Here is a 21,042-nt window from a genome sequence, read left to right as displayed (position 1 = left end):
CCGGGGCTTCTGTGGCCCCGGCCTTTTTCTCGCCTTCGGGAGCCTTCATGACCGACACCGCCCCGGCCATCGAACTGAAGGGCATCTCCAAGGCCTTCGGCCCGGTGCAGGCCAACAAGGACATCTCCATTCGCGTGATGCCCGGCACCATCCACGGCATCATCGGCGAGAACGGCGCGGGCAAGTCGACGCTGATGTCGATCCTCTACGGCTTCTACAGGGCCGATGCCGGCGAGATCTTCGTGGGCGGTCGCAAGACCGAGATCCCCGATAGCCAGGCCGCCATCGCCGCGGGCATCGGCATGGTCTTCCAGCACTTCAAGCTGGTGCAGAATTTCACCGTCCTCGAGAATGTCATCCTCGGCGCCGAGGACGGTCGGCTGTTGCGCCCCTCGCTCGCCAAGGCGCGCGCGGCGCTGAAGAGCCTTGCCGAGGAATACGAGCTTGCCGTCGATCCCGACGCACTGGTCGAGACCCTCTCGGTCGGCCACCAGCAGCGGGTCGAGATCCTCAAGGCGCTCTACCGGCAGGCCGATATCCTGATCCTCGACGAACCCACCGGCGTCCTGACGCCCGCCGAGGCCGATCACCTGTTCCGGATTCTCGACAACCTGCGTGCCGAGGGGAAGACGATCATCCTGATCACCCACAAGCTGCGCGAGATCATGGAGATCACCGACACCGTCAGCGTGATGCGGCGCGGCGAGATGACCGCCACGGTCAAGACCGCCGAGACCTCGCCGCAGGAGCTGGCCGAGCTGATGGTCGGGCGCAAGGTGCTCCTGCGCGTCGACAAGGCCCCGGCGCAGGTCGGCGAGACGCTCCTGAAGATCGAAAACCTGCGCCACGTGGACGAGAAGGGCGTCGAGCGGCTGCGCGGCATCTCGCTCGATCTGCGCGCGGGCGAAGTTCTGGGCATCGCGGGTGTCGCCGGAAACGGGCAGTCCGAGCTTCTTCAGGTTCTGGGTGGCTGTGCCGAGGCCGAGGGCACCGTGACGCTCAGGGGCGCGACCTTGCCGCTGAGCGGTGCGGGCTCGGACGGGCGCGCCCGGCGTGCGGCGGGCATCGGCCACGTCCCCGAAGACCGCCAGCATGAAGGCCTGATCATGCCCTGCACGGCCTGGGAAAACAGCGTCTTCGGCTATCACCGCGACCCGGCCTGGCAGAAGGGCCTGATCATGGACCAGGCCGCGATCCGGGCAGACGCGGCGGGCAAGATCGAGCGCTTCGACGTGCGCCCGCCGAACCCCAATCTCGCCGCCAAGAACTTCTCGGGCGGCAACCAGCAGAAGATCGTCCTCGCCCGCGAGATCGAGCGGAACCCCGACGTCCTCCTGATCGGCCAGCCGACACGCGGCGTCGATATCGGCGCGATCGAGTTCATCCACCAAGAGATCATCCGCCTGCGCGACCAGGGCAAGGCGATCCTCCTAGTCTCGGTCGAGCTCGACGAGATCTTCGCGCTCTCGGACCGGATCGCGGTGATGTTCGACGGTCGGATCATGGGCATCCGCGACCCCGACGCGACGGACCAGCGCGAGCTTGGCCTGATGATGGCCGGGATCACCGACGATCCCAAAGTTGCGCTAGCAATTTGAAGGAATATCTCGGCTCCTTTGGCCTAATTGATGCAGAGGTAGGTATCGTGAAAATCACAATGACTCCAAGACATCGAAACACTGGAAACACTCACAAACTGACTGATGAGAGGATCCAACCGCGAAACGTGAAGCTTGAGGCAGACGGTCAAGTCACTGTGAATATTAAGATTGGTGAAATTCGAACCTCTGGCGAATTCAATGGAACTGTGACCCTTTCGCTCAGCGAGCTTTATTATCTCACTGGAATTCTGGAGGAAAAAAAACTTGAGCTCCTGCTTAATTCGCTTTCCGAGTAGTCCGGAAATATTATGAATGGATAAGATGCCTGCCTGGGCCGACGCGATCCTCGTGCCGCTGATCTCGCTCTTGCTCGCCGCGATCCTGTCGGCGGGCGTGATCCTTGCCATCGGCGAAAACCCGATCGAGGCCTTCCGCCTGATGGTCGACGGCGCGCTCATGCGCTCGACCGGCTGGGGCTACACGCTCTATTACGCGACGAATTTCATCTTCACCGGCCTCGCGGTCGCCGTCGCCTTCCACGCCCGCCTCTTCAATATCGGCGGCGAGGGACAGGCCACGGTGGGTGGCCTCGGCGTGGCACTGGTCTGTCTCTACCTGCCCTGGCCGCATTGGAGCCTGGCGCTTGTCGCGGCCTGCATCGGCGCGGCCGCCTTCGGCGCGCTCTGGGCGCTGATCCCGGCCTATCTGCAGGCCAAGCGCGGCAGCCACATCGTGATCACCACGATCATGTTCAACTTCATCGCCGCGGCGCTTCTGAACTACGTGCTCGTCAACCTCCTGAGACCCGCGGGCCAGATGGACCCCGCGACCGAGGTGTTCCCGCCCGCGACCCATCTGCCGACCTTCCAGGACATGTTCGCCACCGCCGACAACCCGCTCTTCCGGGGCGCGCCCGCCAACGTGACCTTCTTCCTGGCGCTCATCGCCTGCGTCGCGGTCTGGGTGCTGATCTGGCGCACCCGGCTCGGCTACGAGATCCGCGCGCAGGGCCATTCCGAAAGCGCCGCGCGCTACGCGGGCATTTCGCCGACCCGCATCATCGTCGTCGCCATGCTGATCTCGGGCGGGCTCGCGGGGCTGATGTCGGTCAACACCACGATGGGCGAGGCCGAGCGCTTGGTGCTCAACGCCACCGAGGGCGCGGGCTTCATCGGCATCGCCGTGGCGCTCATGGGCCGCAACCATCCCTTCGGCGTGTTTCTCGCCGCGATCCTCTTCGGGTTTCTCTACCAGGGCGGCGCCGAGCTGGCGCTCTGGACCAATATCCCGCGCGAGCTGATCGTGGTGATCCAAGCGCTGGTGATCCTCTTCACCGGCGCGCTCGACAACATGGTCCGGATGCCGCTCGAGCGGCTCTTCTCGCGACGGAGGGCCGCGTGATGGATTTCCTCACCCTCCTCCAGGTGCTCGACTCGACCATCCGCCTCGCGACGCCGCTGCTCCTGGCCTGTCTCGCGGGTCTCTTCTCGGAACGCGCGGGCATCTTCGACATCGGTCTCGAGGGCAAGATGCTGGCCGCGGCCTTCTTCTCCGCCGCGATCGCCGCGGTGACCGGATCGGTCTGGCTCGGCCTCCTCGCGGGTATCGCGGCCTCGCTGGCGCTCTCGGCGATCCACGGGCTCGCCTCGATCACCTTTCGCGGCAACCAGCTCATCTCCGGGGTCGCGATCAACTTCCTGGCCTCGGGTCTGACCGTGCTCGTCGCACAGGACTGGTTCGGCCAAGGCGGCCGGACGCCGTCCTTGATCGGCGCCGGACGCTGGCCCGACATCACCCTGCCCTTCGCCGAGACGCTGCGACCGGTGCCGATCCTCGGCCCCATCTATGCCGAGCTGATCTCCGGCCACTCGATCCTCGTCTACACCGCGCTTCTGATGGTTCCGGTCACGTGGTGGGTGCTCTTCCGCACCCGGTTCGGCCTGCGGCTGCGCGCCGTTGGCGAAGCCCCCGAGGCGGTCGACACCGCCGGTGTCTCGGTCATCGGCCTCCGCTTTGCCGCCGTGGCGATCTGCGGGCTGCTCTGCGGTCTGGCGGGAAGTTACCTCGCCACCGGCCTCCAGGCGGGGTTCGTGCGCGAGATGACCGCCGGACGCGGCTACATCGCGCTCGCCGCTCTGATCTTCGCGAAATGGCGACCCTGGCACGCGCTCGGCGCCTGCACGCTCTTCGGCCTCCTGCAAGCGGTGGCGTTGCGTTATCAGAACATCGATCTCGGAGGGATCACGATCCCGGTGCAGGTGATGGACGCCCTGCCCTACATCCTGACGGTCGTGATCCTCGCGGGCTTCGTCGGCAAGGCGATCCCGCCGCGCGCCGGGGGCGAGCCCTACGTCAAGGAACGCTGACGCCTGATGCCGTCGCCCGGATATCCCGGGCGGCGGGCGGGCCAGTCCTTATTCAGAGCCTACTGGATCGACAGGTCCATCCGGAACGCGCTGGTCTTGCCCGCATCCTTGTCGTTGCCCATCTGGTAGACGCGGATCGTGTAGACCCCATCCTCGGGCAAGGGCTGCGTGAACGACGTTCCGTCCATCGAGCCGTTATAGATCGCGACCCCGTCGCTGCCCGGCGGCAGGATGTTGAAATAGACCGTCCCGCTCCCGGTGCTGTCGGTCACGTCCAACTCGACGAAAAGCTCCTGGCCGCCCCGAGCCCCCAGAAGGTAATCGTGATAGGCGTCGCCCTCGATGCTGCCCTCGATCATGGTGCCGAAATTGCCCTTGGCGAACTGAACCTCGGTGCGCTCCTGCGCCCAGGCGGCGCTGGTCAGCGCAAGTGCCGCCACCGCGGCGAGTGCTCGTTTCATGAAAATCTCCTGCGTGAAAAAGCGCGCCAGACCAGACCTGAGACGGGCCTGACTGCACGGCAGAAGGCTACTCTTCCCGCGCGAGCCTGTGAAGTTTCTCGCGCAGCGCGTCCGAGATCGGCAAGGGCCGCGCGCCCATATCGGTCAGCACGTTGATGAAGAACCCCAGAGCCGCCGCCTGTTCCTCGCCCTCGCGGAACAACGCCACCTCGATGCGGTAGGAGCTGGTCCCGATCTTCGGAATCCGCAGACCCGCCTCCAGGCGATCCGGGAACCCGACCTCGCGGAAATAGGTGCAGCCGTTTTCGACCACGACGAAGCGCACCGGCTCCGGGCCCCGGATCTCTATGCCGTTTTCGAGCTGCCAGAGCGAGATCGCCGTGTCGAAGAGCGCGAAATACGCGGCATTGTTCATGTGCCCGTATTCGTCATTGTCCGGCCAGCGGGTCTGGATGGGGACGAAATCGGCGAACGCGTCGCGCGTGGGTGCGGGCTGTCTTGCCATCAGGACCTCAGAAGCCGGAAGGCGGTCGACGCGCCGTAGCCCGCCGCCAGCGCGAGGGCGAGTGCCATCAGGCCGTAGATTAGCGAGTTATCGCGCGAGAGATTGTAGAGCCAGCGCTCGAGACCGACCTTGCGCACGTCGATCCCGGTTTCGATCTGGCCGACGACCGCCCCGCCGCGCACGAGGAAAATCCGCGCCGTGTATTCGCCCTCGGTCAGGTTCGCGGGCAGCCGGACGCGGCTGGAAAAGAGCGTCTCTTCCCGCACGTCCACCACGCCTTCGTTCACCTGGTAAAGCCCGTCGCGCTCGCGGATCCGGATGACCGCGTCGGTGAACGCCTGCGCGTTCTCGACCTGCATGGGCGCGCCGACCGACCGGATCGCGCGCGGGATCGAGATGCGATGCCGCAGATCCTCGACCGCGCTCAGGACCTCGTCGAGCGGTCCCGAGGACAGCACCGCGTAGAAAGACGGCGCGAGATCGACCTCGACCGCGTCGGCATTCACCCAGATGCCGAACCGGCGCTCCTTGCGGTAGACGGTCAGCGGCACGAACGGCCCGGCGATGGTCGCGACCACTTCGAGCGGCGCGCCCTCGGGGATCGCGGTCTCGCGCTTGACCGCCCCGTAGATCAGGATCTCGGAGCCGTCGAAATCGGTGGAGATCGAGACCTCGTCCTGGCTCAGCCCCAGGACCACCGTCTCCTGCGCGCGCGCCGGGAGCGACAGGACCGTCAGCATCAGGACGATGAGCAGGCGCACCATGTCACGGGCTCCCCGCGCTGGTGATCACGAAAAGCTCGTCCGGCGGCAGCACCAGATCGAAGGCCAGCTTCAGGCAGACGCCCAGAACCAGAAGCGCCAGCAGGATGCGCAACTGCTCGGCCTTGAGCTTGGACCCGATCATCGCGCCGAACTGCGCGCCGATTACCCCGCCGAGGATCAGCGCCAGCGCCAGCACCACGTCGACCGTCATGCTCGTCGTCGCGTGGAGAAGCGTGGTGAAGCCGGTCACGAAGATGATCTGGAAGAGCGAGGTGCCGACGACGACCTTGGTCGGCATGCCGAGAAGGTAGATCATCGCCGGAACCATGATGAAACCGCCTCCGACCCCCATCACCGCGGCCAGAACGCCGACCGCCGCGCCGACCATGAGCGGCGGGATCGCCGAGATATAGAGCCCCGAGGCGCGGAACCGCATCTTGAACGGTAGCCCGTGCACCCAGACATGGCTGCGGCGCTTGGGCGGGCCGCCCTTGCGGGACCGGAAGATCGCGCGGAGGCTCTCGACCAGCATCAGCCCGCCGATGATCCCGAGGAAGACGACGTAGCAGAGGTTCACGAGCAGATCGACCTGCCCCAGCCCCTTCAGCCAATTGAAAAGCCAGACCCCGAAGCCTGACCCGATCAGGCCCCCGACAAGCAGCACCGTGCCCATTTTCAGGTCCACGGTCTTTCGCCTGAGATGCGCGAGCACGGCCGAGACCGAGGAGGCCACGATCTGGTTGGCGCCGGTCGCCACCGCGACAGCGGGCGGGATGCCCATGAAGAACAGAAGCGGGGTGATCAGGAACCCGCCGCCGACGCCGAACATGCCCGAGAGCACGCCGACGAGCGTGCCCAATCCGAGGAGCAGAAACAGGTTCACCGAGACCTCGGCGATGGGCAGGTAGAGCTGCATGGCTTATTTGCGCAAAGCGCGCGGAGTTTTGCAATCCGCACGCGGGCTTGGAGGGTCCGAAGCCTCAGGCGATCTCGGGCGCTGCCGTCGAAGGCGGCGCTGCCGGAGCGGGCCGGAACGGTCGGCCAGGCGATGTGCCGACCCGCGACAGACCGCAGCTCCGAGCGTCACGCCGCGCCGATCGACCCGGTGCGCGCGCAAAGAGCGCACCGGGCTCCGGGCCGCAATCAGACGAAGCGGTTGACGATGTTTTCCAGCCGCTCCTGGCGACCGGACCGAGGCTTCGGATCAAGCCCCTCGTCCCCGACCCGCGCCGCCGCGGCTTCAAGAGAGCCGTCCAGCATCTTCTGCGCTGCGGGCGCGTCCCAGCCTGCGTAGCGCTCCGAGCGCATGGCTTCGAGCGTGCCGTCCTCCAGCATCGCCGCCGCGGCCTTGAGGCCCCGAGCACAGACATCCATCCCGCCGACATGGGCGAGGATCAGGTCCTCGGGATCGAGCGACTGGCGCCGGAGTTTCGCGTCGAAATTCGTGCCGCCGGTGGTGAAGCCTCCGGCCTTGAGCACCTCGTAATAGGCGAGCGCGACCTCGGGCACGGTGTTCGGGAATTGGTCGGTGTCCCAGCCGGACTGGTAGTCGTTGCGGTTCATGTCGATCGAACCGAAGATCCCCAGCTCGCGCGCCATCGCCAGCTCGTGCTCGAAGCTGTGGCCCGCGAGGATCGCGTGGCCCTGCTCGATATTCATCTTCACCTCGCCCTCGAGGCCGAACTCCTTGAGGAAGCCGTAGACCGTGGCGACATCGTAATCATACTGGTGCTTAGTCGGCTCCTGCGGCTTGGGCTCGATCAGGATCGCGCCCTGGAAACCGATCTTGTGCTTGTAGTCGACGACCATCTGCAGGAAGCGCCCGGCATGCGCGCGCTCGCGGCCGAGATCGGTGTTGAGCAGCGTCTCGTAGCCCTCGCGACCGCCCCAGAGCACGTAGTTCTCACCGCTCAGGCGATGGGTGACATCCATGCAGGCCTTCACGCTGGCGGCCGCATAGGCAAAGACTTCCGGGTCGGGGTTCGTGGCGGCACCCGACATCCAGCGGCGGCTGGAGAACATGTTGGCCGTCCCCCAGAGCAGCCGTGTTCCGGTCGCCTGCATCTTCTCGCCGAGGTAATCGCCGATCTCGTCCAGCCGCGCCGCGCTTTCCGCGAAATTGTCGCCCTCGGGTCGGACATCGTAATCGTGGAAGCAGTAGAAGGGCTGGCCCAGGATGCGGAACATCTCGAAGGCGACATCGGCCTTGAGCTTGGCGGCCTCCATCGTGTCGCCGAACCAGGGCCGCTCGAAGGTCTGGCCGCCGAAGGGGTCGCCGCCGGGCCAGGCGAAGCTGTGCCAATAGGCCACCGAGAACCTCAGGTGATCCTCGAGCCGCTTGCCCATGACCATCTCTGACGGATCGTAATGGCGGAACGCGAACTCGCCCTCGGCATCGGGGCCGGCATAGGTGATCTCGGGAATATCGCGGAAGAAGTCGGTCATGGATGCTCCAGGAATTTGGCCGCGGTCTCGCGGTAACGGGCGTGACCTTCTGCAAAGGCCGCGCCAAGATTCGGGTCGGGATCGATGCTGCGCGCGACGGGCGGCGGGGCGGCGAGGCTCGCATCGCCGGTCGCGGCAATGGCCCCGAGCCGCGCGGCTCCGAGCGCCGCTCCGAAATCGCCGGCCACCGGCAGGTCGAGCGGCACGCCCATCGCCGTCGCGATGAGGCTCAGCCAGTAATCGGAGCGTGTGCCGCCGCCGACGGCAGTGGCGCGGGTGATCTCGGTGCCGGTCGCCGCAAGCGCCGCCTGGCAGTCGCAAAGCGCAAAGGCCACACCTTCGAGCACCGCGCGGGTGGCGGCCTCGGTATCGGTGGCGTGCTCTAGCCCGGCGAAGACACCGCGCAGGGACGCCGAGTTATGCGGAGTCCGCTCGCCGCCGAGATAGGGCAGGAAGACCGTCTTGCCCGGGGCCTTCAGGTCCCCCAGAGCACCGGTCAGCGCCGCGGCATCCGAGCCCACGAGCCGCGCGAACCAGTTCAGCGCGTCCGTGGCGGCAAGGATCACGCCCATCTGGTGCCAGGTGTCGGGCAGCGCGTGGCAGAAGCTGTGGACCGCCGTCTCCGGCGCGGGGCGATAGCCGTCGGAGGCGGCGAAGAGCACGCCGGACGTCCCGAGCGACACGAAGGCCTGACCCGCCTTGATCACGCCCATGCCGATCGCCGAGGCCGCGTTGTCTCCGCCGCCTCCCGCGACCGGAACACCCTCGGGCAATCCCCAGCGCTGCGCGAGCGCCGGCCGCAGAATGCCGGAGACATCGGAGCCCTCGACGAGACGCGGCATCGCGGCGCGCGACAGGCCGGTCTTGGCCAGAAGCGCGTCGGACCAGTCCCGCGCGCCGGTGTCGAGCCATCCTGTCCCGGCGGCATCCGACATCTCGGCCACGCGGTCGCCGGTCAGCCAGAGCCTCAGGTAATCCTTGGGCAGAAGCACGCAATCGACCCGCTCGAAGAGCTGCGGTTCGTGCCGCGCCACCCAGGCGAGCTTGGGCGCGGTGAAGCCCGGAAAGACGATATTGCCAGAGACCGCGCGCCACTCGGGGTCCGCGTCCATCTCGGCCGCTTCGAGATGCGAGCGGGTGTCGTTCCAGAGAATGCAGGGCCGCAGAACCTCGTCCGCGGCATCGAGAAGCGTGGCACCATGCATATGGCCCGAGAGGCCGATGCCGCGCACATCGTCGAGGGATCGCGTCGCGGCGAGCGCGCTCATCACGCTTTCCGCCGCCGCGATCCAGTCCGAAGGAGCTTGCTCGGACATGTTCTCACCGGGACGTTGCACGGTGAGCGGAGCCGAGGCTTCGGCGAGAACCTCCTGGTCCTCGCCGATCAAGAGCCCTTTCAGCCCCGATGTTCCGAGATCGAGGCCGAGCCAGCTCATGCTGCCAGATGCTCCGGCTTCTTGCCCGCGATGATCATCGCGAGGATGTCGTCGGTCGAGACCGCGTCGACATCGACCACACCGACCAGCTCGCCGTTCTTCATGACCGCTGCGCGGTCGCAAAGACGTTTCACCTGGTGCACGTCGTGGTCGATCAGGAAGATCCCGAGGCCCTGCTTCTTCAGCTCGGCGATCAGCTGGGCGACCATTTCGGTCTCCTGCGGCCCGAGCGCGGCGGTCGGTTCGTCCATGATCAGGATCTTGGCGTTGAAATAGACCGCCCGCGCAATCGCAACCGATTGCCGCTGACCGCCCGAAAGCGCCGAGACCGGAGCCGAGAACTTGCGGAAGTTGGGGTTCAGACGTCCCATCACCTTGCGCGTCTCGGCCTCCATCCGCGCCTGGTCGACCGTGCCGAGCGCGGTCGTCAGCTCGCGGCCGAGGAACAGGTTCGACGCGGCATCGAGATTGTCCGCCAGCGCAAGCGTCTGGTAGATCGTCTCGATATTGTAGTCGCGCGCGTCGCGCGGGTTGTTGATGGTGGCCTTCTCGCCATTTACGAAGACCTCGCCCGAGTCCTGCTGGTAGGCGCCCGAGAGGCACTTGATCAGCGTCGACTTGCCGGCGCCGTTGTGGCCCAGAAGGCCCACGACTTCACCGGGGAAGAGATCGACCGACACCTTGTCCACGGCCTGGATGCCGCCGAACGAGATCGAGATGTCGCGCATTTCGACGAGGGGGGTTCCGGTTCTGTCAATCATCTCAGAACTCCTTATTTCGAACGGTTGCGATAGAGGATGTCGAGCCAGACGGCGAGCACGAGGACCGAGCCCACGACGATCCGCTGCATGGCGGCGTCGAAGCCGATCAGGACCATGCCGGTCTGCAGCGACTGCATGACGAGCGCGCCCAGGATAGCGCCGAAGATCGTGCCCACGCCGCCCGAAAGCGAGGTGCCGCCGATCACCGCCGCGGCGATGACGTAAAGCTCGTCAAGCTCGCCCAGCGCGTTGGTGGCCGAGTTGAGACGCGCCGAGGCGACGACCGCGGACAGGCCCGTCAGAAAGCCCATGAGGCCGAAGATCTTGACCGTCATCCACTTGGTGTTGATGCCCGCGAGCGACGCGGCCTCGGGGTTGCCGCCAATGGCGTAAACCGCGCGACCGAACCGGGTCTTGTTCATCACGAAGGTCATGATGAGACCGACGGCGAGCAGGATCAGGACCGGGATGGCGAAGCCGTGGCTGATGAAGAGCCCGCCCTCGGGAACGGTGATGCCGTTCTCCTCGGCGTAGCGACGGACGATGCCGCGCGGCCAGGCATAGGCGTTGACCAGAAGGACCGCACCGATCACCGCGACACAGCCGACGACCGCGATGAACGTGTCCGCCCACATGGGCTTCAGCGGGAACTCGAAGCGGACGCGCTGGCGGCGCGAATTGACCACGAGGCCGATCACGACCGCGCATCCGATCAGGCCGAGAATCCAGCTCCCCGTCGCGCCGATCGCGCCGAACGGTCCGCCGCCCAGGAGCGAGAAGGTCTCGTCGAGCGGCGAGATGGTCTCGCCGCGGGTGACGAGGAAGCCGACGCCGCGCCAGACCAGAAGGCCGCCGAGCGTCACGATGAAGGCCGGGATGCCGAGATAGGCGATGAGAAAGCCGTGGAAGACACCGACGGCGGTGCCGAGCGCCATGCCGGAGACGGCCGCGATGATCCAGATCATCGGATGGCCGAGACCGAAGATCTGCGGCAGGACCTGGACCTGGACCACGCCCATCATGATGGCGCAGAAGCCCAGGAGCGAGCCGACCGAGAGGTCGATATGGCGGGTGATGATCACCAGCACCATGCCGCAGGCCATGATCCCCACCGACGCGGTCTGAACCGACAGGTTCCAGAGGTTCCGCGGTGTGAGGAAGGCGCCGAAGCCGTTGACCAGCGCGCCGTAGACATGGAAGCCGATCCAGATCAGCGCCAGCGCGCCGACCATGCCGATCAGCCGTGTGTCGATTTCGGTAGCCTGCAGGAAGCGGGCCGCCGGGTTGGTTGCTTTTTTCTGACCGCTGGCGGTCGTCGTTGCAGTATCCGTCATGACTCCGTTCCCGAGCTGACTCGTGCCAAAGGCGCTATCGTGCAGCGGCGCCATTCGAAGCTCCGTGCAGAGGGCCGTCCATCCGGACAGATCGCGTCTGGCGTTTTGGTCTGAGTTCGGTCCCTCCCCTCCTCGGGACCGTTGGCTGGCGCGGGCCGGAAACCGGCCCGCGCCGTCAGGCTCTAGGCCTTACTGGCAGGCAGCGACGCTGTCCTGCGCGCCTTCACAGGCTTGCTCTTTCGAGATGTGACCGGCATCGATCACCAGGTTCAGGTTGTCCTGGGTGATCGGGGTCGGGTCGAGGAAGATGGCGTTCATCTCGACGCCATTCTCGCCGCCGGACCACTTCTCCGCACCGCTGACATCCGCACCCGCGGTGCCGTCGGCCATCTCGAGCGCGATTTCCGCGGCGCGCTTGCCGAGGTCACGCGAGTTCTTCCACACCGACACGGTCTGGTTGCCGCGTGCGACGCGGTTCAGAGCGGCGAGGTCGCCGTCCTGGCCGCCGACCGGAACGTCGAGACCCTGCGCGGAGAGCGCGGCGATCGCGCCACCGGCCATGCCGTCGTTCTCGGCCAGGACCGCGTCCACCTCGTTGTTCGCGGCGGTCAGGATCTGCTCCATGTTCCGCTGCGCGTTCTCGGGCTTCCAGCCATCGGTGAAGGCCTCGCCGACGATGGTCACTTCGCCCGCGTCGATCTTCGGCTGAAGCACTTCCATCATGCCTTCCAGAAGGAAGAGCGCGTTGGGATCGCCCGGGTCGCCCTTGATGATGGCGTAGTTGCCCTCGGGCTGAGCCGCGTTGACGGTCTCGGCGATGATGCGGCCGACACCCTTGTTGTCGAAGGTCAGGTAGAACGCGCGCTCGTCTTCGATCAGGCGGTCATAACCCACGACGGGGATATCCTCGGCGGCGGCGGCATCCACGGCCGGGCCGATGGCGTCCTTGTCGACGGCGAGAATGATCAGGGCGTCAGCACCCTGTGCGATCAGCGCTTCGATATCGGTGAGCTGCTTTGCAGCCGACAGCTGTGCGTCGGCGGAGATGTAGCTGGCGCCAGCGGCTTCGAGAGCCTCCTTGATGGCGGCTTCGTCAGTTTTCCAGCGCTCTTCCTGGAAGTTCGACCAGCTCACGCCGACGGTCGGGCCGTCCTGTGCAAGAACGGGCATGGCAGTCAGGCTCGTGGCCGCAAACGCGGCTGCGAGAAGCGAACGTCTCTTCATGGTATCCTCCCTTTGGCGCAGCCCGAAGGCCACGTCGGCACTATGCCGGTGACGGAAAGCATGAAGATATTATTTTCGGTTGTCAAAAAAAATTTTCAGGTGAATAGTCGGGGAGGTTACCTGAGGAGCGGTCTCATCCTTGATTTGCAGCATGTTGCCGCAACGCAGAAACGAAAACTGCCGTCGAGTAACCGTGGGGAGGATCTATTATTTCGACGCTCGAAAGAAAGAATCGGCGTGAAGCGCGTATCTCCGCAGAGGTTGCGGCCCGCCGTCGTGGCGTTGGCCCGCTCATTGCACCGATGACGGACGCCGCCCGCCCGCTGCGCCAGCAGATCTTCGAACGCGTCCGCGCTGCAGGTCGCCTGTCGCGCACAGAGACGGCGAGAGCCTTGGGAATCAGCCCCGCCACCGTCACCACCCTGTCCTCCGATCTGATAGCCGAGGGGCTCCTGGAAGAGGTCGCCACCCCCCGCCCCGACAGCGCCCGCGGACGGCCCCGGGTGGCGCTCGGCGTGCGCGGGCCGTCTCTCTATACTGCGGGCGTCAAGCTTGCGGATCGCGATTGTTCGGCCGTCATCACCGATTTCGCCGGTACCGTCATCGCCTCGGGCAGCGAACCCGCGCGCCCCGGCGCCGTGCCGCTCGCAGCGCTTCTCGACCGCTGCCGCTCCGTCCTCGAAGCCGTCGCGGCCGATGCGGGCCTGCGAATCTCGGATTTCGCCGCGGTGGGCATCGGTGTGCCGGGCTTCGTCGAGCATGAGACCGGCCAGGTCCATTGGAGCCCGATTCTCCAGGACAGCCCCGTCGACCTCGCCTCCGCCGCACGCACGGCTCTGGGCGTTCCGGTCGTCATCGACAACGACGCCAACCTCGTGACCCTCGCGGAGCTCTGGTTCGGCAAGGGGCGCGGGCGCGCCGATTTCGCGGTGATCACCATCGAGCACGGCGTCGGCATGGGGCTCGTGCTGAACCATCGCCTGTTCCGCGGCGCGCGCGGGCTCGGCACCGAGCTCGGCCATACCAAGGTGCAGCTCGACGGCGCGCTCTGCCGCTGTGGTCAGCGCGGCTGTCTCGAGGCCTATGTCGCCGACTACGCCCTCGCCCGCGAAGCCGCCACCGCGCTCAAATGGGACGAGACCAACCGCCTCTCGATGGCGCTGATGCTCGAGAGCCTCTTCGACCACGCCAAGGCCGGAAATATCGCGGCACGCTCGATCTTTCACCGTGCCGGACGCTACCTCGCGCTCGGATTGGCCAATGTGATCAACGTCTTCGACCCTTCGCTCGTGATCCTGTCGGGCGAGCGGATGCGCTACGATTACCTCTATTCGGACAAGACCCTCTCGGAACTCGACGGTCTGGTTCTCAGGACCGAACGTCCCGTTCCGCCGGTCGAGGTGCATGCCTGGGGCGATCTTCTCTGGGCGCACGGCGCGGCGGCGCTGGCGCTCTCCTATGCCTCCGAGCGCAGGCTCGAGCTCTGCGGGAGCGAGGCGGCGGAATGATCCGGCTGGCCCTGAGCGCCGCGATTCTCGCCGCTCCCGCGGCGGCCGACCCGGTCTTCACCGACCGCGCCGACGGCCTGCCCGCTCCGCATGTCTATGATGGCGGATGGGAGCATTTCGTCGGCGGCGGTGTCGCGATCTTCGACTGCAACGGCGACACGCTCCCCGACCTCTTCGCGGCGGGCGGAGAGACCCCCGCGGCGCTTTTCGTCAATCGAACCGAGGCCCCCGGCGCCCCGATCCGCTTCGGTCGTGGAGAGGCCGACGCGCTGACCGGCGTCACCGGCGCCTACCCTCTCGACATAGACGGCGACGGCGCGCTCGACCTGGCGATCCTGCGCGTGGGGCCGAACCGGCTCTGGCGCGGGCTGGGCGATTGCAGCTTCGAGGATGCGACCGAACGCTGGGGGCTGGTCTCGGAGGACCTCTGGACCACCGCCTTCACCGCGACCTGGGAGCCGGAGCAGGACGCGCCGACGCTGGTCTTCGGCAATTATGTCGACCGTGCCGATCCCGAAGGCCCGTTCGGTGCCTGCGACACCCACCGGCTTTATCGCCCCGACATGGCCCGCTACGCCGCGCCCGAGATCATCGCGCCCGGGTATTGCAGCCTGTCCATGCTCATCACCGACTGGCGGCGCTCCGGCGCACCCGAGCTTCGGATCTCGAACGACCGTCACTACTATGTCTCCGGCGGCTACGAGGAGATGTGGCGGCTCGACCCGCTCGAACCGGTCCCCGACTGGGAGCACGTGTCGCTCTGGGGCATGGGCATCGCCAGCGCCGATCTGACCGGCGACGGGCTGCCCGAGGTGATGCTGACCTCGATGGGCGACCAACTCCTCCAGATCAACCGCGGCGACCGGTTCGAGAACGCGCCCTACAGCATCGGGACCTACGCCCAGCGCCCGCATATCGGGGACGATGGCCGCCCCGCCACCGGCTGGCACGCGGAGTTCGGCGATATCGACAACGACGCCCGGCTCGATCTCTTCATCGCCAAGGGCAATGTCGACCAGATGCCCTCGAACGCGATGGCCGATCCGAACAACCTCTTGATGCAGAACGAAGACGGCACCTTCCGCGAGACCTCCATCACGGCGGGCGTGGCCTCGACCGCGCGGGCGCGCGGTGCGGGGCTGGCTGATCTCGATGGTGACGGGCGGCTCGATCTGGTCGTGGTCAACCGGCGCGCGCCGATGGAAATCTGGCAGAACGAGACGCCCGGCACCGGTCATTGGCTGGGGCTCAAGCTGCGGATGCCGGGGTCGAACACCCATGCCGTCGGCGCGTGGGTCGAGGTTGCGACCGAGAGCGGCACGCAGACCCGCGAGGTCACCGTCGGCGGCGGCCATGCCGGAGGTCAGTCCCTGCCCCTCCATATAGGCCTCGGCGCGGCCACGCAGGCGACGATCACCGTGCGCTGGCCCGATGGCGGGGAGAGCACGCATGACATCGACAGAGTCGACCGCATCGTTCGCCTGACCCCGCCTCGGTGACCTGACCGCCCGGGTGTCGCCTCAGCGATCCACCGGCAGACCCGAGGGCACGCTCTCGGGGATCCTGAGCCGCCCCTCCAGCGCGACCTCGTCGCTCAGCGTGTCGAGAAAGGCCATGAGCGCACCGAGCTCGGCCTCGCTGAGCGCCCGCCCCGGCTCGGCAGCCGCGGCGATGGCGTCGCGGTCCTCGGCGCTCTCCCAGATCGCGAAATCCGGCTTCGACGGCGCAAACTCCGGCAAGCGCGGACGCGGCGCGTCGCTCACCCGCGCGGCATGCGCCGCGAGATAGGCGCGCAGATCATCGACCGCCCCCGCATGTCCCCAGGGACCGGTGCGGGTGACGTTGCGCAGCATCGGCGTGCGGAAGCGATACATGTCCGCATCTCGCCCCGTAACGCGCCCCCGCCCCAGATCGCGCTGGTGATTCTCGAATCGCTCGGCCTTGCCCGGACCGATCTGTGCCTCGCCCGTCGCGTGAAACTGCATGTCGCTCAGAAGCGCGCCGGAATGGCACGCGGCGCAGCCCGCCTCGCCGAAAAAGAGATCGCGCCCGACAGCGGCCAGCGCGGGCAGCTCCGCCTCGCCGCGCAGGCTCCGGTCAAAGAGACTGTCCTCCGAGCGCCATTCCCAGGCGACGAAACCGGCGATGGCGTTGGAAATATCGGTGAAGCCGATAGGCCGCCCGGCGGCGATCTCGGGGTACACCGCCGCGAAGCGCTCGGCATAGGCGGGCAGGTCGGCGACCCGGCGCGAGATCAGGTCCCAGGCGCCGTCCTCGCCGGTGATCCGCCCCATGCGCACCGCCCGCGCGACCTCGTTCTCGCCGTAATGCCCGGCCATCTCGTCGCCCGAGAGCACCGGAAACATCGTCTGCGCCGAGAGAAGCGAGGTGAAGCCCGCGACCATCTCCTCTTCCATCGGCGTGCGCAGACCGGAAGGCCGCGAGGGATCGACCTCGATCCGTCCGTCGTGGAACAGGACGGTGACGCCGCGATGGCCCATGTTGAAAAGCGCCGGACTGTTCCGCGGAATGCGCTGCTCGGGCATGTTTTCGGCCAGCCCGACCCGGTCCGGACCGAGCCCCGTGCCGCCCTCGCCGAGACCGAGCGACACGCCGTCGGAGGTCGCGAAGCGCGGATGGTGGCAGGTGGCGCAGGAGATGTTGCGATTGCCCGACAGGACGGCATCGTAGAACAGAAGCTGGCCCAGCTCGGCCTCCGCCGGAGCGACAGCCATGAAATCTTCCGGATCGAGCGGCACAGGCCCGCCGCCCGCAAGCGCCAGCCCTGCCGCGATCATCGCCAGTCCACGTCGGATCATCGGTCTCCTCCTTGAAGAAATCACTCATCCGATCCGACCCGGCAGGTCAAGCCGCCGCATTCACGATTGATCGAAAAGGCCGAGAGGTTCAGCCTGTGGGGCATGGACTCACCCAAAACCGCTTTCGAGAGCGCCGAATTCCAGGCCCGCGTCGCGCGCGCCCAGACGCGGATGCGCGCGCAGGGGCTCGATGCGCTCTTCCTGACCACCGAGCCGCAGATCCGCTATCTCACCGGGTTCCTGACGCGCTTCTGGGAAAGCCCCACGCGGCCCTGGTTTCTGATCGTCCCGGCAAGCGGCGACCCGGTTGCGGTGATCCCCTCGATCGGCGCGCCGCTCATGGCGCAGAGCTGGATCACCGATATCCGCACCTGGAGCGCGCCGGACTACCGCGACGATGGCGTGTCGCTTCTGGCCGACGCGCTTGTCGAGACGGGTCCGCGCATCGGCGTGCCGATGGCGATGGAGACGCATCTGCGGATGCCGCTCCGGGACTGGCGGGCGCTACAGGACCGGCTGCCCGGTACCGCGTTCGTCGATGACGAGGGGCTCCTCCGCGATCTGCGCATGGTCAAATCCGCAGCCGAGATCGCGCGCATCCGCGCCTCCTGCGGCATCGCCGACCGCGCCTTCGCCCGCCTGCCCGAGATCCTCGCCCCCGGCGTGACACTGGCGCAGGCCTTCCGCCGCTTCCAGATACTCTGCCTCGAGGAAGGCGCCGACTGGGTGCCGTACTTGGCGGGCGGCGCCGGGCGCGACGGCTATTCCGACGTCATTTCGCCCGCGAGTGACACGCCGCTCGAAACCGGCGACGTGGTGATGCTCGACACCGGGCTGATGCGCGACGGCTATTTCTGCGATTTCGACCGCAATGTCTGCCTCGGCACTCCCGATCCCCGGGTCGCCCGTGCCCATGGACGCCTGATCGCGGCCACCTATGCAGGCTTCGACGCCGCCCGCCCCGGCGCCACCGCCGCCGATCTCTTCCACGCGATGGCGCGCGCGCTCGACGACAAGGACGGCGCCGAGGCCGCGGGCCGCTTCGGACATGGGCTCGGGATGCAGCTGACCGAACCGCCTTCCCTCGTCCCCGACGATCACACCGTGCTCGAACCCGGCATGGTGCTGACGCTGGAGCCCTCGCTTTTCACCGGACCGGAGCGCCTTCTGGTCCATGAAGAGAACATCGTCATTCGCGAGCATGGCGCCGAGTGGCTCTCCACCCCCGCCCCGCCCCAAATCCGAGTGCTGCCATGAGCGACACCGCCCTGCCCTTCACCCTGACCGAGGACCGCCCGGCCCAACTCGGCCTCGTCGTCCTGCAGACCGACGAGACCATCGAGATGGAGTTCCGCCGCCTCCTGCCGCCAGAGGCCGAGCTTCTGGTCACCCGCATCCCCTCGGGCGAAGAGGTCACGCCCGACAGCCTTGGCGCGATGAAGCACCACCTCGCCGACGCCGCGCGGCTCCTGCCCCAGGCGGCGCGGCTTTCCGCTCTGGGCTATGGCTGCACCTCCGGCGCCGCCGAGATCGGCCCGAGCGAGGTCGCGCGCCAGCTGCATGGCGTGACCGGCGCCGCTGCCGTGACCGATCCGTTCACCGCGCTGGTCGCCGCCTGCCGCAGCCTGGGCGTGACGCGGCTGGGGCTCCTGTCACCCTATATCGCCGAGGTCTCCCAGCGCCTGCGCGACCGGCTCGCCGCCGAGGGCATCGCCACGCCGGTCTTCGGCAGCTTCGAGACCGCCGACGAAGCCCGCGTCGTCCGCATCTCCGAGGCCTCCATCGCCGAGGCCGCCCTCGCGCTCGCGGAGCGCGGCGGAATCGACGCGCTGTTTCTCTCCTGCACCAATCTCCGAACGCTGAACCTGATCGGCGGCCTCGAGGCCACGCTCGGCCTGCCGGTCCTGGCCTCGAACCCGGTCCTCGCCTGGCACATGATCCGCCTTTCGGGCCTCACGCCGCCGCCCGGCGCCCCGGGACAGATCTTCCGCGCCTGACGGGCCCGCAGCCGCGCGCATCCCGGCCAAGGGTTGACTCACCGCATCTCCCGGCGTACCAGCCACGCACGTTTCCGGAAGTGATACCGCTTCCGGTCCCATGGGCCATGCCCGGGATCGCCCTCCGTCAGCGCGTTGCGCCCACGGGGGCGCTCGTCGTTTGGTCCATCGGGGTTCACCAAAGACCCGCCCGCGCCTACCTTTCGGCGCAGAGACCCGAGACTACGCGACAGGAGGCCAGGGGCCATGTTTGAAAATCTCTCAGAACGCCTGGGCGGCGTCTTCGACCGGCTGACCAAGCAGGGCGCGCTGTCCGAAGAGGACGTCAAGACCGCGCTCCGCGAAGTGCGCGTGGCGCTGCTCGAAGCCGACGTCTCGCTGCCGGTGGCGCGCGATTTCGTCAAGGCGGTCGAGAAGAAGGCGACCGGCGCGGCGGTGACCAAATCGGTGACCCCGGGCCAGCAGGTCGTCAAGATCGTGCATGACGAGCTGATCCAGGTGCTGGCCGGCGAAGGCGATCCGGGCGCGCTCCGGATCGACAACGCGCCCGCGCCGATCCTGATGGTCGGCCTGCAGGGCGGCGGCAAGACCACCACCACCGCCAAGCTCGCCAAGCGGCTGAAGGAACGGCAGAACAAGAAGGTCCTGATGGCCTCGCTCGACGTGAACCGTCCCGCGGCCATGGAGCAGCTGCAGATCCTCGGCACCCAGATCGGTGTCGACACCCTGCCCATCGTCAAGGGCGAGGACCCCGTCACCATCGCCAGGCGCGCCAAGACCCAGGCGAGCCTCGGCGGCTACGATGTCTACATGCTCGACACCGCCGGACGGCTCTCGATCGACGAAGAGCTGATGGCCCAGGTCGAGGCTGTGCGCGATGTCGCCAACCCGCGCGAGACGCTTCTGGTCGTTGACGGCCTGACCGGCCAGGACGCGGTCAACACCGCGCAGAATTTCGACGACCGGATCGGCATCACCGGCGTGGTGCTGACACGGATGGACGGCGACGGCCGCGGCGGCGCGGCGCTTTCGATGCGCGCGGTGACCGGCAAGCCGATCAAGTTCGTCGGCCTGGGCGAGAAGATGGACGCGCTCGAGACCTTCGAGCCTGACCGCGTCGCGGGCCGCATCCTCGGCATGGGCGACATCGTCGCGCTCGTGGAAAAGGCCCAGGCCACGCTCGAGGCCGAGCAGGCCGAGCGCATGATGAAGCGCTTCCAGAAGGGTCAGTTCAACATGAACGACCTGCGCATGCAGCTCGAGCAGATGCTCAAGATGGGCGGCATGGAAGGCATGATGTCGATGATGCCCGGCGCCCAGAAGATGGCCAAGCAGATGGAAGGCTCGGGCATCGACGACCGGCTCCTGCGCCAGCAGATCGCGCTGATCAACTCGATGACCAAGAAAGAGCGCGCCAACCCGCAAATCCTCCAGGCCAGCCGCAAGAAGCGCATCGCCGCCGGTGCGGGCATGGAGGTCTCCGAGCTGAACAAGCTTCTCAAGATGCAGCGCCAGATGGGCGACATGATGAAGAAGCTCGGCAAGATGGGCAAAGGCGGCATGCTGAAACAGGCCATGAAGGGCATGTTCGGCAAGGGCGGCCCGAACCCCGAAGACCTGCAGAACATGGATCCGAAGCAGATCGAGGCGGCCGCCAAGGCCATGGGCAACCGCCTGCCCGGCGGCATGGGCGGCATGCCCGGCCTCGGTGGCGGCGGCGCCCTGCCCCCGGGCCTGTCGGGCTTCGGCAAGAAGAAGTGACATGACGGCCGCGCGCGCATATCCCGCGATTCTCCCCGGCGCGTCCCGCGCCGCGGAGCG

General features: G+C 67.1%; 18 protein-coding genes. 8 read left to right on the top strand and 10 right to left on the bottom strand.

Annotation, left to right across the window (positions count from 1 at the left end; all coding sequences use genetic code 11):
• The first annotated feature begins 47 nt into the window (after positions 1-47).
• The 3 genes from ACFQ4E_RS04095 (at position 48) to ACFQ4E_RS04085 (ending at position 3,967) form a co-directional block, all read left to right on the top strand.
• Positions 48-1,598: an ABC transporter ATP-binding protein gene (locus tag ACFQ4E_RS04095; protein WP_386801664.1), complete on the top strand. Its 1,551-nt coding sequence runs from the start codon at positions 48-50 to the stop codon at positions 1,596-1,598.
• A 315-nt stretch (positions 1,599-1,913) separates the two neighbouring features.
• The gene (locus ACFQ4E_RS04090) at positions 1,914-3,002 is read left to right on the top strand and encodes an ABC transporter permease (RefSeq protein WP_386801663.1); all 1,089 of its coding nucleotides are present in this window, start codon (positions 1,914-1,916) and stop codon (positions 3,000-3,002) included.
• On the top strand, positions 3,002-3,967 hold the full coding sequence (locus tag ACFQ4E_RS04085; protein WP_386801662.1) for an ABC transporter permease: 966 nt from the start codon (positions 3,002-3,004) through the stop codon (positions 3,965-3,967). Before ACFQ4E_RS04090 ends, ACFQ4E_RS04085 begins: the two co-directional genes overlap by 1 nt.
• 59 nt (positions 3,968-4,026) lie before the next feature.
• Here the strand turns inward: ACFQ4E_RS04085 and ACFQ4E_RS04080 are convergent, their stop codons facing one another.
• The 9 genes from ACFQ4E_RS04080 to ACFQ4E_RS04040 form a co-directional block, all read right to left on the bottom strand.
• Positions 4,027-4,428: a hypothetical protein gene (locus ACFQ4E_RS04080; protein ID WP_386801661.1), complete on the bottom strand. Its 402-nt coding sequence runs from the start codon at positions 4,426-4,428 to the stop codon at positions 4,027-4,029.
• A gap of 67 nt (positions 4,429-4,495) precedes the next feature.
• Positions 4,496-4,933 (bottom strand): acyl-CoA thioesterase, encoded by a 438-nt coding sequence (locus ACFQ4E_RS04075; protein WP_386801660.1) that lies wholly within the window; start codon positions 4,931-4,933, stop codon positions 4,496-4,498.
• A complete protein-coding gene (locus tag ACFQ4E_RS04070) occupies positions 4,933-5,697 on the bottom strand; it encodes a TIGR02186 family protein (RefSeq protein ID WP_386801658.1) in 765 nt (254 codons plus the stop codon). The genes ACFQ4E_RS04075 and ACFQ4E_RS04070 overlap by 1 nt, the downstream gene beginning before the upstream one ends.
• A gap of 1 nt (position 5,698) precedes the next feature.
• Positions 5,699-6,613, bottom strand: a complete 915-nt coding sequence (locus tag ACFQ4E_RS04065) for a sulfite exporter TauE/SafE family protein (RefSeq protein ID WP_386801656.1) — start codon at positions 6,611-6,613, stop codon at positions 5,699-5,701.
• Between the two features lie 227 nt (positions 6,614-6,840).
• Complete coding sequence (gene xylA, locus ACFQ4E_RS04060; protein ID WP_386801654.1) at positions 6,841-8,142, bottom strand: xylose isomerase; 1,302 nt, start codon at positions 8,140-8,142, stop codon at positions 6,841-6,843.
• Complete coding sequence (gene xylB / locus ACFQ4E_RS04055; RefSeq protein ID WP_386801653.1) at positions 8,139-9,578, bottom strand: xylulokinase; 1,440 nt, start codon at positions 9,576-9,578, stop codon at positions 8,139-8,141. Before xylB ends, xylA begins: the two co-directional genes overlap by 4 nt.
• Positions 9,575-10,339: an ATP-binding cassette domain-containing protein gene (locus ACFQ4E_RS04050; protein WP_386801651.1), complete on the bottom strand. Its 765-nt coding sequence runs from the start codon at positions 10,337-10,339 to the stop codon at positions 9,575-9,577. The genes xylB and ACFQ4E_RS04050 overlap by 4 nt, the downstream gene beginning before the upstream one ends.
• A gap of 11 nt (positions 10,340-10,350) precedes the next feature.
• On the bottom strand, positions 10,351-11,673 hold the full coding sequence (locus ACFQ4E_RS04045) for a sugar ABC transporter permease (protein WP_386801649.1): 1,323 nt from the start codon (positions 11,671-11,673) through the stop codon (positions 10,351-10,353).
• A 189-nt stretch (positions 11,674-11,862) separates the two neighbouring features.
• Complete coding sequence (locus ACFQ4E_RS04040; RefSeq protein WP_386801647.1) at positions 11,863-12,897, bottom strand: substrate-binding domain-containing protein; 1,035 nt, start codon at positions 12,895-12,897, stop codon at positions 11,863-11,865.
• Between the two features lie 302 nt (positions 12,898-13,199).
• Between ACFQ4E_RS04040 and ACFQ4E_RS04035 the strand changes: the two genes are divergently transcribed.
• Both ACFQ4E_RS04035 and ACFQ4E_RS04030 read left to right on the top strand, forming a co-directional pair.
• On the top strand, positions 13,200-14,405 hold the full coding sequence (locus ACFQ4E_RS04035; protein WP_386801646.1) for an ROK family transcriptional regulator: 1,206 nt from the start codon (positions 13,200-13,202) through the stop codon (positions 14,403-14,405).
• The gene (locus tag ACFQ4E_RS04030; protein ID WP_386801644.1) at positions 14,402-15,904 is read left to right on the top strand and encodes a CRTAC1 family protein; all 1,503 of its coding nucleotides are present in this window, start codon (positions 14,402-14,404) and stop codon (positions 15,902-15,904) included. Before ACFQ4E_RS04035 ends, ACFQ4E_RS04030 begins: the two co-directional genes overlap by 4 nt.
• A gap of 21 nt (positions 15,905-15,925) precedes the next feature.
• Here the strand turns inward: ACFQ4E_RS04030 and ACFQ4E_RS04025 are convergent, their stop codons facing one another.
• The gene (locus ACFQ4E_RS04025) at positions 15,926-17,224 is read right to left on the bottom strand and encodes a cytochrome-c peroxidase (protein WP_386801643.1); all 1,299 of its coding nucleotides are present in this window, start codon (positions 17,222-17,224) and stop codon (positions 15,926-15,928) included.
• Between the two features lie 102 nt (positions 17,225-17,326).
• Between ACFQ4E_RS04025 and ACFQ4E_RS04020 the strand changes: the two genes are divergently transcribed.
• The 3 genes from ACFQ4E_RS04020 (at position 17,327) to ffh (ending at position 20,982) form a co-directional block, all read left to right on the top strand.
• Positions 17,327-18,481 carry a M24 family metallopeptidase gene (locus ACFQ4E_RS04020; RefSeq protein WP_386801642.1) on the top strand — a complete coding sequence of 385 codons (1,155 nt, stop codon included), beginning with the start codon at positions 17,327-17,329 and terminating at the stop codon, positions 18,479-18,481.
• On the top strand, positions 18,478-19,221 hold the full coding sequence (locus ACFQ4E_RS04015; protein WP_386801641.1) for a maleate cis-trans isomerase family protein: 744 nt from the start codon (positions 18,478-18,480) through the stop codon (positions 19,219-19,221). Before ACFQ4E_RS04020 ends, ACFQ4E_RS04015 begins: the two co-directional genes overlap by 4 nt.
• Positions 19,222-19,467: 246 nt before the next feature.
• A complete protein-coding gene (gene ffh, locus ACFQ4E_RS04010; RefSeq protein ID WP_386801640.1) occupies positions 19,468-20,982 on the top strand; it encodes a signal recognition particle protein in 1,515 nt (504 codons plus the stop codon).
• The last annotated feature ends 60 nt before the right edge of the window (positions 20,983-21,042 follow it).

The sequence above is a fragment of the Litorisediminicola beolgyonensis genome (assembly GCF_042679605.1).
In the GTDB taxonomy this organism is placed as follows: domain Bacteria; phylum Pseudomonadota; class Alphaproteobacteria; order Rhodobacterales; family Rhodobacteraceae; genus Litorisediminicola; species Litorisediminicola beolgyonensis.
The sequence above is the reverse complement of the archived record's forward strand: the minus strand, read 5'-3'. Positions and strand labels throughout refer to the sequence as shown.

What these genes read in the sequence shown, in the direction of transcription:
- xylB (WP_386801653.1), bottom strand. Translation starts at nt 9,578, where the DNA reads ATGAGCTGGCTCGGCCTCGATCTCGGAACATCGGGGCTGAAAGGGCTC.
- ACFQ4E_RS04065 (WP_386801656.1), bottom strand. Translation starts at nt 6,613, where the DNA reads ATGCAGCTCTACCTGCCCATCGCCGAGGTCTCGGTGAACCTGTTTCTG.
- ACFQ4E_RS04080 (WP_386801661.1), bottom strand. Translation starts at nt 4,428, where the DNA reads ATGAAACGAGCACTCGCCGCGGTGGCGGCACTTGCGCTGACCAGCGCC.
- xylA (WP_386801654.1), bottom strand. Translation starts at nt 8,142, where the DNA reads ATGACCGACTTCTTCCGCGATATTCCCGAGATCACCTATGCCGGCCCC.
- ACFQ4E_RS04025 (WP_386801643.1), bottom strand. Translation starts at nt 17,224, where the DNA reads ATGATCCGACGTGGACTGGCGATGATCGCGGCAGGGCTGGCGCTTGCG.
- ffh (WP_386801640.1), top strand. Translation starts at nt 19,468, where the DNA reads ATGTTTGAAAATCTCTCAGAACGCCTGGGCGGCGTCTTCGACCGGCTG.
- ACFQ4E_RS04045 (WP_386801649.1), bottom strand. Translation starts at nt 11,673, where the DNA reads ATGACGGATACTGCAACGACGACCGCCAGCGGTCAGAAAAAAGCAACC.
- ACFQ4E_RS04020 (WP_386801642.1), top strand. Translation starts at nt 17,327, where the DNA reads ATGGACTCACCCAAAACCGCTTTCGAGAGCGCCGAATTCCAGGCCCGC.
- ACFQ4E_RS04030 (WP_386801644.1), top strand. Translation starts at nt 14,402, where the DNA reads ATGATCCGGCTGGCCCTGAGCGCCGCGATTCTCGCCGCTCCCGCGGCG.
- ACFQ4E_RS04050 (WP_386801651.1), bottom strand. Translation starts at nt 10,339, where the DNA reads ATGATTGACAGAACCGGAACCCCCCTCGTCGAAATGCGCGACATCTCG.
- ACFQ4E_RS04035 (WP_386801646.1), top strand. Translation starts at nt 13,200, where the DNA reads ATGACGGACGCCGCCCGCCCGCTGCGCCAGCAGATCTTCGAACGCGTC.
- ACFQ4E_RS04040 (WP_386801647.1), bottom strand. Translation starts at nt 12,897, where the DNA reads ATGAAGAGACGTTCGCTTCTCGCAGCCGCGTTTGCGGCCACGAGCCTG.
- ACFQ4E_RS04085 (WP_386801662.1), top strand. Translation starts at nt 3,002, where the DNA reads ATGGATTTCCTCACCCTCCTCCAGGTGCTCGACTCGACCATCCGCCTC.
- ACFQ4E_RS04015 (WP_386801641.1), top strand. Translation starts at nt 18,478, where the DNA reads ATGAGCGACACCGCCCTGCCCTTCACCCTGACCGAGGACCGCCCGGCC.
- ACFQ4E_RS04095 (WP_386801664.1), top strand. Translation starts at nt 48, where the DNA reads ATGACCGACACCGCCCCGGCCATCGAACTGAAGGGCATCTCCAAGGCC.
- ACFQ4E_RS04090 (WP_386801663.1), top strand. Translation starts at nt 1,914, where the DNA reads ATGGATAAGATGCCTGCCTGGGCCGACGCGATCCTCGTGCCGCTGATC.
- ACFQ4E_RS04075 (WP_386801660.1), bottom strand. Translation starts at nt 4,933, where the DNA reads ATGGCAAGACAGCCCGCACCCACGCGCGACGCGTTCGCCGATTTCGTC.
- ACFQ4E_RS04070 (WP_386801658.1), bottom strand. Translation starts at nt 5,697, where the DNA reads ATGGTGCGCCTGCTCATCGTCCTGATGCTGACGGTCCTGTCGCTCCCG.